We start from the raw sequence: 13292 nt of genomic DNA on the forward strand, positions 1-13292 counted from the left end.
ATAAAGACCATTTTAATTGTGAGTATCTAGCCTATGTTTTTTATCATGTCTTTCATACTTTTTAATTTTAAATCTTAAGTGAGTAGGATGTCTACTTTCTGTAATTTATTGATAACTCAGTTAGTTATTTTGAAAGTCTAGCTTTTTATAATTTTGAGGGTATTATATGAAAGTAAACGGGAAGAAAATACAGAGATATAGCTTTTTACATAGATTTTTGGGATGAGGAGATGATATCTTTGGCTCTTTCTCGGTATTATCATGTTATTATTTGGTAAGGGGATAAATGGAATTTAAATGTAAGTATGAGGAGTTGCTTATAAATGATAAAGAGATTTACTAGAGTGGTACTAATTACGGTGATGCCAATCAGTTTAATTATGGGTTGTGGGAATGCTGAAAAAACTAAAGCACAAGAGACGAAAGCGGTGCAATCTGAGAAAAAAGACTATATGGATTATTCATATGGTAGCAAAGGTATATTAGTAAGCAGCAAAGCGAAAGAACGTCAACAATACGAGGTTGGATTTATAGATGACAACAAGTTAATAGGGATTGATGAAAATATTGAGGACTGTATTATTTTAGATAATAAAGATGAAGCAGGTTACATTTGGAAACAAGTAGAGCGGGGAGCTATTATTGAAGTGCAATTTGGTAAGGACCGCAACGATATCGTAGGCGTACAACTAGTAGGAGATCGTGAGCCATATGAAATTAGTGATAAGTTTGATCGAAATACGATAAATGAGATTGTCGAAAATGTTAAAGTGAATTTGTAATAGATGTATTTCGATAGTATAGGATATATTATTAAAAAATGATAAATCGCATACATAAAAGCTTGGAATCAACTGCATTTTTAATATGAAAATGCAGTTGATTTATTTTGAGAAGTACATGCTATTCTATAGTCTTGTAGAAAAATACGTAACCATAAATGAATTATTCCTCTTTCAGCTGTTATGATCGCCGTAAGGTTATTATCCAAAATAAAAGAGCACAAGCACTAACAGATACACCTAATATGCATACTCCATCCCAACCATATTTTGCATACGTATTTGTTGAAAGAATTGCACCTGTTGCACTACCGATAGAATAAAAAATCATGTAACTGGCAGTGAGTCGACTGCTTGCTTCGGGACGCACTGTGAACAGCATACTTTGATTGGTGACATGTACAGCTTGCACAGCTAAATCTAAAAGGATAATGCCGAAAACTAGTAATAATAGAGAGTGGTTAATAGATTTAATTAGGAGCCATGAAAGTACTAATAATGATAAGGCTATGCCAGTTGTTCTTTGTCCTAATCCTTTATCAGCTAGTCGTCCAGCTTTAGTAGCAGCTAATGCACCCGCCACTCCAGCAAGACCGAACGCACCAATAGCTGTATGCGAAAGGTTATGTGGTGTAGCACTTAGAGGCAATACTAAAGAAGTCCATAAAATACTGAATGAAGTGAAAATAAGCAATGCTAATATTCCGCGAATGCGTAAAAGTCTTTCTTCTATAAATAATAAGAAAACAGAGTATATTAATTTTCGGTAAGATAGAGTTGTCGCTTTGTTATGTTCAAGAGTAGGCAAATTTCGGTGTAACAAAAAAGTTACGAAGAGTAAAAGGATAGCGGAGGTGAGATAAACGGACCGCCATCCAGCTAAATCCGTTAATATACCTGCAAATGTACGAGCAAGGAGTATACCTATTACAACGCCACTTGTAACGAAACCTACTATGCGTCCACGTTCTGCTGTATTAGCTAAAATTGATGCATATGCGACAAGTGTTTGCGTAACAGTTGCAAGAATTCCTACTAAGGCCATACCTATAAAAAGTACGATGGTTGAGGGAGCGACACCAATTATTATTAAAGCGATAACGGATAAAAGCATGTGAGCAATAATAAGTTTCTTTTGGTTTAATAAGTCACCAAGTGGAACGAATAAAAGTAATCCAAGTGCATAACAAACTTGAGTAATAGTAATTACAATACCGATAGTTGAATGGCTAATCTTAAATTCATTTGATAAAGAATCAAGTAGTGGATGAGCGAAGTATATATTTGCTACCGCCATCCCGCAAGCAATGGAGAACAATAGAGTCATATAGCGGGACATGATTGGACTAGCAGATGAATGTAACTGAGTATGATTGTCTTTTAGAGCGGCCATCATTTTTTCTTTACTATTCATAAAAAAACAGCTCCTTTTTGTATTATTGGAAATAACGTACCGAACGGTATGTTATTTTGTAAGTAAAATATAATCTCGAAGAAATATATATGTCAAGTTTATTTTGATTTAATTATGATTTTTTTGACACTTCGATTATAATCTAATACGATATATAATATACTGATTGGTACATAAACGGTGATATGTAATTTAAATAATTAGATGTAGAAAGGAGATGGTTTTAAATGGCACGACTACGCGAATTTGATGAAGAAAAAGCTTTGGATGCTGCAATGCAACTTTTTTGGGAGAAGGGATACGCAGCTACCTCATTAAGCGATTTAACTGCTAAAATGGAAATACAAAAGCCAAGTTTATATTCAGCCTTTGGTGATAAAGAGGGTTTATTTGAAGCGGCATTAAGGAGATACACAAATTTACATGCGGCTAATATACGAACAAAACTTCAAAACGAACAATCTGTAAAAGAAGCAATTCGGACGTTTTTTGAAAATATGGTGGAAGAGGAATATAAAAAAGAGTTCAGTAAAGGTTGTTTTTGTATTAACACAATGGTTGAACTTGCTCCTCATAATGAAAAATTTGAAGTACTGACTAGAGAACATCAAATGTATCTTACAGTTATTTTTCAAGAATTAATTACGAAAGGAATTCGATCAGGAGAACTCCAAAGTGATTTGAACGCTAAAGCAGTAGCACAAACATTAGTCACGTCTTTAATTGGATTAACAGTGTTAATGAAATCACGTCCAGAACGTTCCGTTATAGATAATTCGGTATCTATAATAGTGTCGTTACTAAAATGACTTTTGCAGAAATGTATTTCAATGTTAGTGAGTAAAATATGAGTGATCTTTTCCATATAATAACTCCTTTCAATGTGAAAATGTTGATATTTAAAAATGGGAAAGTATACAGAAATAGGATTGATTAATAGATACATAATAGTTATGAAAAATTATAAAGGTCCTTCTTGTTGAAGAATTAGTAAAAGGTATCCTAATTTATTTTTTGAGAAGTAGTGGAGTGTAAGGTGGATAAGTGCTTTTGACGGAAATTACAATTGGTTTTAAAATAATGTCTGTTAAGGAATTTTATAGAAACTATCATTCACCTGCTGGGGAAAGTATGTATATAAGGGTGGAATAAACATAGTTTTATACATACATAGTAGATTTATAGTCTTTCACGAATGAGAAAATTAAGGGAGGTTAGGATACTTATACGAACTGTGTAGGTATTTCATACAGCAATGAATATTAAAAAACGAGTAATCACACTATCAACAAGTCTAGTAATGTTAGGGAGCGCACCTTTAGCGATATCAGCAGAAGAGAGTAAAAACCTTCAAACTGATCAACTTCGTATCGCGCAAGGGGAGAGTGGAACGAGCGGATTAAGTTATTCTGATTTCAATCTAGAAACTCCAGATCACATGCAAATTAACGAAGCGGAAGTATCAGAGAACGAGAAAATTCTTTTAGAAGAATATAAACATAAACATGATGAAACAGAAGAGTTACATAAAATGAAAGAAGCGAAAACAGGTCAAGTAGCGGAAGATGAAGCTATTTCAAACATTGAAAAGGCATTTGAACATGTAGACGGTCGAAATGATGGTTCTACTCGCGAAATGAAGCCGGTTGAAAAGCCAAGAGCTATTCAGTATAGTGCATCGATGACTACAAAGAAATATGGAACACTTGCAGGTGCCCCGTTTGTAGAGTGGATTGTTCCAGCAGGAAATCCTGATATTCGCCCAGCCAATCCGATGAAAGCACGTTATATTACAATTCATGAGACTGCAAACACAGCTCGCGGTGCGAATGCTGAAAATCATGCGAAATATTTGTATAAACAAGCAACGGAAGGTACGTTCCGAACAGCTTCATGGCATTTTACTGTAGACGATAAACAAATCTATCAGCACTTACCAACAAATGAAAACGGTTGGCATGCAGGAGATGGTGATGGTTCAGGAAATAGAGAATCTATCGGTATTGAAATTTCAGTTAACCAAGATGGAGATTATAATAAAGCGTTAGAGAATGCAAAACGACTTGCAGGATACTTAATGAATAAAGAAGGAATTAGCGCGGATCACATTTATAGGCATCAACAATGGAGCGGAAAAAACTGTCCTGATATTTTAATTTCTCGTGGGAATTGGACTGGCTTCGTACAAGGTATTCAATGGTATGCAAATGTTAACGCACAAATTGACTCGCCTTTACAAGAAAGAAACGAGCTATTTGATTCAAATGAATATAATCCAGCTGAACCTAACATGGAGCTTGTAGTGAATGGTGACGGTATAAACGTACGTAGTGGTGCGGACCTTGAGCATCATATTGTTCGTAAAGCTTCAAAAGGTGACCGTTACAAAGTGTTAGCAGTTAAAAACGGTTGGTACAAAGTAGGGAATGGAGAGTGGATTTTCTACAATCCAAGTTGGATTAAAATTAACTACAATGTACCAAAAGAAGAAGTACAAAAGCCAAAAGATGATATTACAGGTGGATGGTTTGAGGGACATATTCGTAAACTTCACAGTCTAGGTATTATGCACGGAGAAGGAAATGGTGTGTTTGCGCCTTATCGTAATGTAACGAGAGCTGAGTTTGCGACATTAATCTCAAATGCTCTTAAACTCCCAGAAGGAAATAAGTCATTTGTAGATATTAACAAAGCGCACCCATCACTTCATGACGGTATTAAACGTAGTGCAAGTGCAGGAATTATTAGCGGTCGTGGCGGAGGGATTTTTGACCCGAATGCGCCAATCACTCGTGAAGAAGCATCTATCATGATTGACAATGCATTACAGTATAAAGGTGTTACAGGTGAATTAGTCGCATTACCATTTAGGGATAAACATTTGATCACATATAAACAGCCTGTTCAACGATTATACAGCTTACAGGTAGTTACTGGTGTTGGAAATAATGAGTTTAACCCTAAAGGTACAACAACTCGTGGTGAGGCAGCTGCCTTTTTAGTGAAGATGTTAGATGCAAGTCAAAAATAGAAAGAATGGTAAAGGAGCTTTCCAAAATGAGAATTTGGAACAGCTCCTTTTTATTTTAGCCCCTATGAAGCCCCTTCCAAGCCCCTTATAAGCACCTACCAAGTAATAAATCACTAAGAAAAAACAAAACAAAAACAACTACAAGAACAAAAAAGCGCGAAAAAATAAAACCGGCGTTGTAGTAGTTAAAAAAATTTGGAATTCAAACGCAAAAACAAAGCCCTTATTCCTATATGTATATGGAAGGATTGAATTCTGCTTTTTTATCCCGCGTTAACGGACAGTAAAACTCCCACCTCAAAATTTAGTTGGAGCAAAGAAGTTAGGTGGGAGTCGGGCTGTCCGTAAATGTCCGATTGGTTCAACTAATAATCAGTGGGGGATGAACAAAACCCCCACTGATTAAAGTTTCACTTTATGAATAAAAGGAGGAGGGAACTATATGGCGGTGTACCGTAATGTGCAGGTGAACTTTTGGCAAGATGGATTCATATTAGATTTAACGCCAGAGGAGCGTTATTTTTACATATATTTGTTAACTGGTACGAAAACGAAGCAATGTGGAATTTACGTATTACCGAAGCGTGTGGCAGAACTGGAAACAGGCTACAGTATGGAAACTATTGAGAAGCTGTTAAATAGGTTTGTTGCATACGGCAAGATTTTATACAATGCGGAAACGAAAGAGTTATACATACTAAATTGGCTACACTATAACCCTATTGTAAATACGAATGTAGAAAAGTGTGTGTTACGTGAGTTGAAAACTGTAAAAAATAAAGAATTCATACATATGTTTTTACGTACATGTCTTGAAGAAGAATGGAATATTCCATTGTTATTGCAGCATTTTGGTATGCTGGCAGAAGAGGATAATAGTAGTTTACAAGAAGTTGCTGAGGAGAAGGAAGAAGGGATAGAAAAGGATACTTCGCATAGTAAAGTTTATAAGTTTTATGAACAACATATAAGTAGTCTATCCCCATATATCGTGAAGGAATTGAAAGAGTGGATACAAAAAGTTTCAGGAGAGACAGTACTAGGGACACTTAAAATTGCGTTTGAACAGAATAAGCGAACATTTGCTTATATGAAGGGAATTTTGAGGAATTGGTGTAAGAAAGGGAGAGTAGATTTCATTGAAGGGAAGGGAGGCCTACATAAGAGTCAGGTATGTAGTTTGCATGATCCATAGTATGAGAAAGTATGGGTTTTTCAGCTTTTCTAAAAGGTTCTTCCGTAAATAAAAGCGAATTGTTTGAGAAAGGAGGGGTTATATGGAAGTCGTCATAAAGAAGAAACGAACTAGGGGTAAGAGAATTTTCATTTGGTGTAGTAGTATCGTTCTTTTGTTCGTTATTTGTACAGTGATTTTCTTGAACATATATACGCTTAGATCTGTACCAAAGATAGATGGAACGATTAAGCTAGAAGATTTAAAACATGCTGTTCAGGTAAAGCGGGATAGTAAAGGGGTACCGCATATTAAAGCGGAAAATGCACATGATTTATATTTTTCGCAAGGGTATGTACAAGCGCAAGATCGTTTGTTTCAAATGGATTTAAGTAGAAGGCAAGCTTCTGGGATGTTAAGTGAAGTGGTAGGGGAAGCAGCTCTTGATAGAGATAAATTGTTTCGAACGCTCGGTTTACGGCGAGCAGCCGAAGCGTCTGTTAGTCAATATGAAGGGGAAGCGAAGTATACCCTGCAGTCATTTGCTGATGGGGTGAACGCTTTTATACGCGAGGCGAAAGAGGAAAAGAAATTGCCAGTTGAGTTTACTATATTAGGTTATGAGCCTACTGAGTGGTCAATCGTGGATTCTTTAACGATTGGAAAGTATATGGCGTTTGATTTAGGCGGACATTGGAACGGACAGGCATTTCGATATTGGGCGCTGAAAAATTTACCGAAAGAGCAAGCAAATGAGCTATTTCCTACATATCCGAAAGATGCACCTAGATTGCTAGCTGAACTGGAAAATACAAGTGTGGACGTAGCACAAAGTTTTGCAAAAACGATCATTCCGCCTGAGTTTAACGGTAGTAATAACTGGGTCATAAGCGGAGAGAAGAGTGCGTCTGGTAAGCCGATTTTAGCGGATGATCCTCATTTATCTCTTGCGACGCCTTCTATTTGGTATCAATCGCAACTTGAAATGAAAGATTTACATGTGAGTGGCGTTATTTTCGCGGGTGTACCAGGTGTTATATTAGGTCACAATGACAAAATAGCATGGGGCGTTACGAATACTGGTCCTGATGTACAAGATTTATATATTGAGAAGAGAAATCCTAATAATGAAAATGAATTTTTGTATAACGATAAGTGGGAAAAAGCTACAGTTGTTGATGAATCGATTAAAGTAAAAGGCGGGAAAACAATTCCGTATAATGTGACGATTACGAGGCATGGTCCAGTCATTTCAGAGTTTGCGGATAAAGGAAAAGAGAAAACGAAAACAGTATTCGCGTTGAAATGGACTGCTTTGGAACCTTCCGCTGAATTAAAGGCTGTATTAAATATGAATAAGGCGAAAGATTGGAATGAGTTTGAAACGGCTCTTCAAGATTTTCATACACCAACTCAAAACTTTGTGTTTGCATCAAACGACGGCACAATTGCTTATAAGGCGAATGGAAATATACCAGTTCGTAAAAAAGGTGATGGTAGTTTGCCTGTACCAGGATGGACAGATGAATATGAATGGGAAGGGTATATCCCGTTCGATCAACTTCCAAAAGTAATTAATCCAAAACAAGGGTTTATTTCAACGGCGAATAATAAAATTGTGGATGATCATTATCCATACCATATTAGTAATACGTGGGCGCAGCCATATAGACAAATGCGTATTCAAGAGTTTTTACAAGAGAAGGAAAAATATACGGTGAAAGATTTAGAAGACTTACAGATGGATCAAAAAAATTTATACGGGAAAGAATTTGCTCCAATATTGTTAAAAGAGTTAAATAAAGTATCTTTAAATGAAGTAGAGAAAGAAGGCGTAAAACAATTAACAAAGTGGAATTTTTATGATAGTAAAGATGAAGCGGCACCATTACTATTCCATTTATTAATGAAAGAGATTTCGAATTCGTTATTTTCAAAAGAAATACCGAAAGATGTGATGGAGTTATTTGAAGGGAAGTCACAAGTTGTTGATGAATTGATTCGAAAAGAAGTAGCAGGAGAAAATAGCGCTTGGTTTACGAAGTACGGAGGATTCACAAAAGTTGTGCATACATCGTATGAAAATGTAATGAAGAAATTACAGAAGGAATATGGACCCGATGTTGCGGAGTGGAAGTGGGGCGATTACCATCAGCTTGCGTTCACACATCCAATCTCCAAATCATCTAGTATGTTAGCACTACTTGCATTTAATCGCGAAAAACCAGTTCCGATTGGCGGCAGCCAAGTTACCGTTCAAGCAGCGAGTTACGGAGATGACGGTATTGTCAATCACGGAGCATCTTGGCGATTCGTAATTGATACGAAAGATATGTCAAATGGTTATCATATTGTAGGGCCAGGACAATCGGGACATTTTAGAAGTGATTGGTACCATGATCAAATAGATGATTGGGTAAACGGAACGTATCATACGACTACATTGAATACGGATGGGATAGAGGGGAAGGTGTTAACTTTACAGCCGAAGTGATAATATTTCCACTGATGAAAACTGTTAAATTAGAACATAACCAAGTTCTTAAATAATTTTAAAAGCCTACTATCAGTTAAATTGATAGTAGGCTATTGTATTTTAGAGAATAAGATTCAATGAGTTTATTATGGCGAAATAGTAAATGTTTTAACATTTACTTATACGATAATGGGCCTTATTTACTCTGTTACAAAAGAAACCACACAAAGCGTTCTGTTTCTTTGTTACTCATTTTTATATATCGCAAAACATTTTGTTATTCAATAATTCCAATTTCTAGAGCCTTTTGAATAGCTTCTTCTTTGTTACGAACGCCTAGCTTTGTATAAGCTGTGGAAGCATAATTTCTGACCGTACCATTCGATAAATATAACCTTGATGCTATGGTAGTGTATCGAAGTCCTTTTGCTACTAGTTGCAATATTTCTATCTCCCTAGCTGTTAGCTCATAAGCGGTTGCTTTTGATTGTGGTGTCTCTTTTTGCTCATCAAACTTCTCAAATATTTTGTGAGACATTCCTTGATCAATTAGTGTCCCACCTTTGTGAATAAGTCGGATCGTATTAGCTAGCTCCAACGTTTCAATAGATTTAAGTAAAAAACCATCCGCACCGTTGCGAAGCGATTCTAACGCTTGTTCGGTATCCTGAAACGTTGTAAAAATCAATACGCGGATATGTGGCCATTGTTGCTTAATCTTTTTGGTTGCTTCGACTCCATCCATGTGCTGCATATCTAAATCCATAAGTATAACATGGGGTTGAAGGCGCCCGCACAAATCGATGGCTTGATTGCCATCCTCAGCCAAACCGACTACATTTAAATCTTCATATCTATCGAGTAGTGTCCTCAAACTTTCCCGAACAAATGGCTGGTCGTCTACAATTAACAAACGAATAAGTCCATCTTTTATTTCAGTTTGTCGCGGTATGGTACATGTAACAAGCATTCCTTCCTCTGGCTTTGTATATACAGACAAATGACCTTGCAGGTTCATTGCCCGTTCTTTCATCGCATTCATACCGAAGCCTTCCTGCCATTCTACATTTCCTTTTCCATTATCTTGAACTTCTAACCTCGTATATTGTTCGTCAAACTGCAATGAAACTATAATTTCAGTCCCTTGACCATGACGCACTGCATTCGTAAGGGACTCTTGTAAGCAACGAATGAATGCGATCTTTGCTTGCCGAGATAGTTGATATTCCTCCCCGAATGTCTTAAAACTTACATTTACCTGAGCGTGCTCCTGAAATTCGGCTCCAAGATTTTGTAGAGATTGAATTAAGGAAGGCGATTGACACGGGGAATCCATTTGATGTAGGTAACCTCTCACGTCATCGATGCTTTTCCGTCCCATGTCAAGCAGAGAATCTAGCCTCTGTATACCCATCTCAGTAGCAAGTTCGGTACGCAACGTTTCCATCCCCATAATAATAGAAGTATAAGCATGACCAACTGTATCATGAAGCTCACTTGACAGTCTGTTCCGTTCTTCTGCCAGTGTAATATGTTCAATCTGAGACATATATTGCTCAAGTACCGCGTTTTGTTTACGAATCGCTTCATTTTGCTTATGATTGACGATTAATAAATGGAAAGCGAAGCCCATTACATAAGCAAGTCCATAGTTGGTAACCATAACCCAATAGCTATTACTTGGCGCAACCGCATAGAAAATTCCAGTTGTTATAAAAACTGTTGTTGGAGCTGTCCAATAATAGGACAAATGCTGACTATTCGCAGCAATCAGAAAAGCCGATATAAGAAATGTAACGTTAGCTCCCGGAAATAAAGAAGTTAAATATATACACAGTCCACCATATAGCAGTATTTCTGTGAACAAATAATATTTATAATTGAATAGTAAGGCTACCCATGGAACAGAGAAGGCAATAATTTCCCAAAGAATAATAATCCAAAGTGGCAATGTTAAACTATCCTGAAAATCGAATGTGGTTATGGCGATAGAGACACTAACAAGTATACGGACTCCTAACATAATCCAATCGTACCAAAACCAATACTTAACCATATCTAACAAGTCATTTACCCCCTAAGTAGCCTACCTTTTTACTTCATATATTATAATTTAATCCTTCATGCCTATTATACTTTTAAATTTAAAACTGCGATACTACTCACAGATTGCAAACTTCTATCGATTTAGTTGCCGAATCATGCTACGTGTATAGCCCCCAATTTTCTTTGTCAAACCATCTACTATTCTAATACTTATGGCGGTAAATACTATACCCATAAACATTACAAAGAGTGACTTGGCAAACGTATCTATCTGTACGAATATAATATTCATTTCAATGTAGAGATACAGTAGTGGTGCCAACAGCAACATAAGTGGCATTACATAAAAAATGATTGCACTAATGAGACTGAAAATCCCAATTACTAATTTCTGCATTAACCAAAAGACAGCGGACCAAGTGCGACGATCAGTAAGCACTAATTTCACCTGAGCCCAGTTCGATGTATCTATTGTTATACTTCTATCATAAGGGTCTGTTGAAATATCTGTATAAATTTTCGTCTGTATGCGCTCGAATTGGATAAAAGGTGTCGTAGTCTGTAGTACGCGTATAACTAATGGAATCCCAATTACCGTAAATGAAAGGGTGAAGCTGAATAGCAGAGCTATTAGATAAAAACAAAAATAAAACAATCCTGTAACGAAAGTTAGCAATAAAAAATAACCATTCTGGATGAATCTTGATTTCATAAAGTTCTCGCTCCTATCTATGTAATAACCGAATTGTACTGCTTTTTTTGTCATTCTCACTAGTGTAAAAGTGTCATATGACATTTTTAAATGATGCTAAAAAGGGGAGAGTAACCTACTTCTGGTTAAAAAAGATGCTTATATGAATCACCATAAAACAATCCCGTTCTTGCAGATGCAAGAACGGGATTGTTTTGTGCTTTTATTTAATATGAGATGGACTTGTTTTTCGAATATGAAACATAATATCAAATTGCTCAAGCAATGACGTATCAAAGTATGCCAATTGGTTCGGTAAGAGTCGTGCCCCTATACTTAGTAATGGTCTTTTTGCTTTAACCCATTTTTCTGCCGGTCCTTTAAGGTGACGGTTATCCAATAAAAACATTTTATATGGTACTTTTCCAAGGGTATAATTGAAACTATTTACATCTTGTGGAATCGGCTTTGTTATAATCTTATCTCCGGTGTCGTTGTATAAGGTGAAATTCCCCTCCGTAGTTGTACTGCCAATTGTGACATAATTATTGTCTAAACGTTCCTTCAAATTCTGCCCCGCAACATAAGGGTATAATTCCTCATCGAAAATTCCTTTAGCTATATGAATATTGTGTCCCCATACCATCGTTTTACCACCCAATGTCTCTTGTGCCCACATTACATGATCGGCCAAATATTGCTCATGTAGCTTTAACACACTTGGATAGTCGTTAGGAATTAGCATTGTGGTATATTTCTCTATTACACTTGCCGTTGCTTTCGCCCAGATGTACTCGGATGAAGCCATTTCTGTGTTGGCTTGCCCATTCTCATCTTTTAGTAATTGGGCTACTCTCTCAGCGTTTGCTTTGAACTTTTCTTTTATTTCAGGAGCAAGGTCCATATATTCCTTTACACTGCCATTAAAAGCCGACAATTCTTTATAATTTTCTTCTACTTCTGCCAGCGAATCTGGTCGATGTAGCCTTACATAATCAATTACTTTATTAAAGCAACCTTGGTCCAACTCCTTTAAGTCGAGCCCAATAAATTGGATCTTTTTTTTATTGGATGGATTAGCATTATAATCTTTCATCCAGTCAATCATGGCTATAATTTCATCAGTAGGATATAACAAGTTTAAAAATTCTCTAGGGTTTCCTTTTCCTGTTTGGATATATTCATTTAGTTTTAAGCCGTTTCCCCAATCTTCTTCCATTGTGAAATTTGTAAAACCCATCTCAGTAACCAAATATTTCACAAGGCGAAACTTCATAGTGAAAATTTCAGAGCTTCCATGAGTATTCTCTCCTAATCCTACATATTGTGCGCTCCCAATCATTTTCTTAAGTGGTTTTAAATCCTCAAATGATTTTGACGGCTCTATCGTTTTTAATGGGTAAGCCTGTGATTGTATGGATTTAACTATATTTTTCTGGATTGATTGACCTGAATTTTCGACTGCTACTGTTTGAGCCTTTCCTACTTCTACACATCCTGTGACTAATAAAGCTGTACTAACCATTGCAATTATGCTTTTCTTATTCATTTTTTCCACCTCAATTGAATTATTTGTAAAAGCAAGATTGATTCATGTACTTGCACGAATCAATTGCCTTAATTCAATTGTTATCTATCCCATATCATATTTTCTAGTTACATATTGTCATAAGGTTAA

At 36.3% G+C, this 13292-nt stretch carries 9 protein-coding genes; 5 read left to right on the forward strand and 4 right to left on the reverse strand.

Features of this window, described 5'->3' with window-relative positions; all coding sequences use genetic code 11:
• Positions 1-323: 323 nt before the first annotated feature.
• Positions 324-782 (forward strand): hypothetical protein, encoded by a 459-nt coding sequence (locus MR113_RS11245; protein ID WP_242254248.1) that lies wholly within the window; start codon positions 324-326, stop codon positions 780-782.
• A gap of 181 nt (positions 783-963) precedes the next feature.
• On the opposite strand, the gene MR113_RS11250 is transcribed toward MR113_RS11245, so the two are convergent.
• Positions 964-2196, reverse strand: a complete 1233-nt coding sequence (locus MR113_RS11250; protein WP_242254250.1) for an MFS transporter — start codon at positions 2194-2196, stop codon at positions 964-966.
• 227 nt (positions 2197-2423) lie between these two features.
• On the opposite strand from MR113_RS11250, the gene MR113_RS11255 reads away from it, so the two are divergent.
• From MR113_RS11255 to MR113_RS11270, 4 genes are all read left to right on the forward strand, one after another.
• Complete coding sequence (locus MR113_RS11255; protein WP_242254252.1) at positions 2424-3005, forward strand: TetR/AcrR family transcriptional regulator; 582 nt, start codon at positions 2424-2426, stop codon at positions 3003-3005.
• Positions 3006-3451: 446 nt separating this feature from the next.
• Positions 3452-5227 carry an S-layer homology domain-containing protein gene (locus tag MR113_RS11260; protein ID WP_242254254.1) on the forward strand — a complete coding sequence of 592 codons (1776 nt, stop codon included), beginning with the start codon at positions 3452-3454 and terminating at the stop codon, positions 5225-5227.
• A gap of 442 nt (positions 5228-5669) precedes the next feature.
• Positions 5670-6422 carry a DnaD domain-containing protein gene (locus MR113_RS11265; protein WP_242254256.1) on the forward strand — a complete coding sequence of 251 codons (753 nt, stop codon included), beginning with the start codon at positions 5670-5672 and terminating at the stop codon, positions 6420-6422.
• Positions 6423-6504: 82 nt separating this feature from the next.
• Positions 6505-8895 (forward strand): penicillin acylase family protein, encoded by a 2391-nt coding sequence (locus MR113_RS11270; RefSeq protein ID WP_242254258.1) that lies wholly within the window; start codon positions 6505-6507, stop codon positions 8893-8895.
• A gap of 259 nt (positions 8896-9154) precedes the next feature.
• On the opposite strand, the gene MR113_RS11275 is transcribed toward MR113_RS11270, so the two are convergent.
• The 3 genes from MR113_RS11275 to MR113_RS11285 all read right to left on the reverse strand — a co-directional run bounded on the left by MR113_RS11275 (position 9155) and on the right by MR113_RS11285 (position 13163).
• Positions 9155-10942: a helix-turn-helix transcriptional regulator gene (locus tag MR113_RS11275; RefSeq protein ID WP_242254259.1), complete on the reverse strand. Its 1788-nt coding sequence runs from the start codon at positions 10940-10942 to the stop codon at positions 9155-9157.
• A gap of 114 nt (positions 10943-11056) precedes the next feature.
• On the reverse strand, positions 11057-11635 hold the full coding sequence (locus MR113_RS11280) for a sensor domain-containing protein (protein WP_242254263.1): 579 nt from the start codon (positions 11633-11635) through the stop codon (positions 11057-11059).
• A 202-nt stretch (positions 11636-11837) separates the two neighbouring features.
• Entirely contained in the window at positions 11838-13163 is a 1326-nt protein-coding gene (locus MR113_RS11285; RefSeq protein WP_242254266.1) for an erythromycin esterase family protein, read from the reverse strand.
• Positions 13164-13292: the final 129 nt, after the last annotated feature.

The sequence above is a fragment of the Bacillus cereus group sp. BfR-BA-01379 genome (assembly GCF_022663605.1).
Classification (GTDB): domain Bacteria; phylum Bacillota; class Bacilli; order Bacillales; family Bacillaceae_G; genus Bacillus_A; species Bacillus_A mobilis.

Coding starts and splice junctions, on each gene's coding strand:
- MR113_RS11280 (WP_242254263.1), bottom strand. CDS start 11,635: ATGAAATCAAGATTCATCCAGAATGGTTATTTTTTATTGCTAACTTTC.
- MR113_RS11255 (WP_242254252.1), top strand. CDS start 2,424: ATGGCACGACTACGCGAATTTGATGAAGAAAAAGCTTTGGATGCTGCA.
- MR113_RS11250 (WP_242254250.1), bottom strand. CDS start 2,196: ATGAATAGTAAAGAAAAAATGATGGCCGCTCTAAAAGACAATCATACT.
- MR113_RS11265 (WP_242254256.1), top strand. CDS start 5,670: ATGGCGGTGTACCGTAATGTGCAGGTGAACTTTTGGCAAGATGGATTC.
- MR113_RS11285 (WP_242254266.1), bottom strand. CDS start 13,163: ATGAATAAGAAAAGCATAATTGCAATGGTTAGTACAGCTTTATTAGTC.
- MR113_RS11245 (WP_242254248.1), top strand. CDS start 324: ATGATAAAGAGATTTACTAGAGTGGTACTAATTACGGTGATGCCAATC.
- MR113_RS11260 (WP_242254254.1), top strand. CDS start 3,452: ATGAATATTAAAAAACGAGTAATCACACTATCAACAAGTCTAGTAATG.
- MR113_RS11270 (WP_242254258.1), top strand. CDS start 6,505: ATGGAAGTCGTCATAAAGAAGAAACGAACTAGGGGTAAGAGAATTTTC.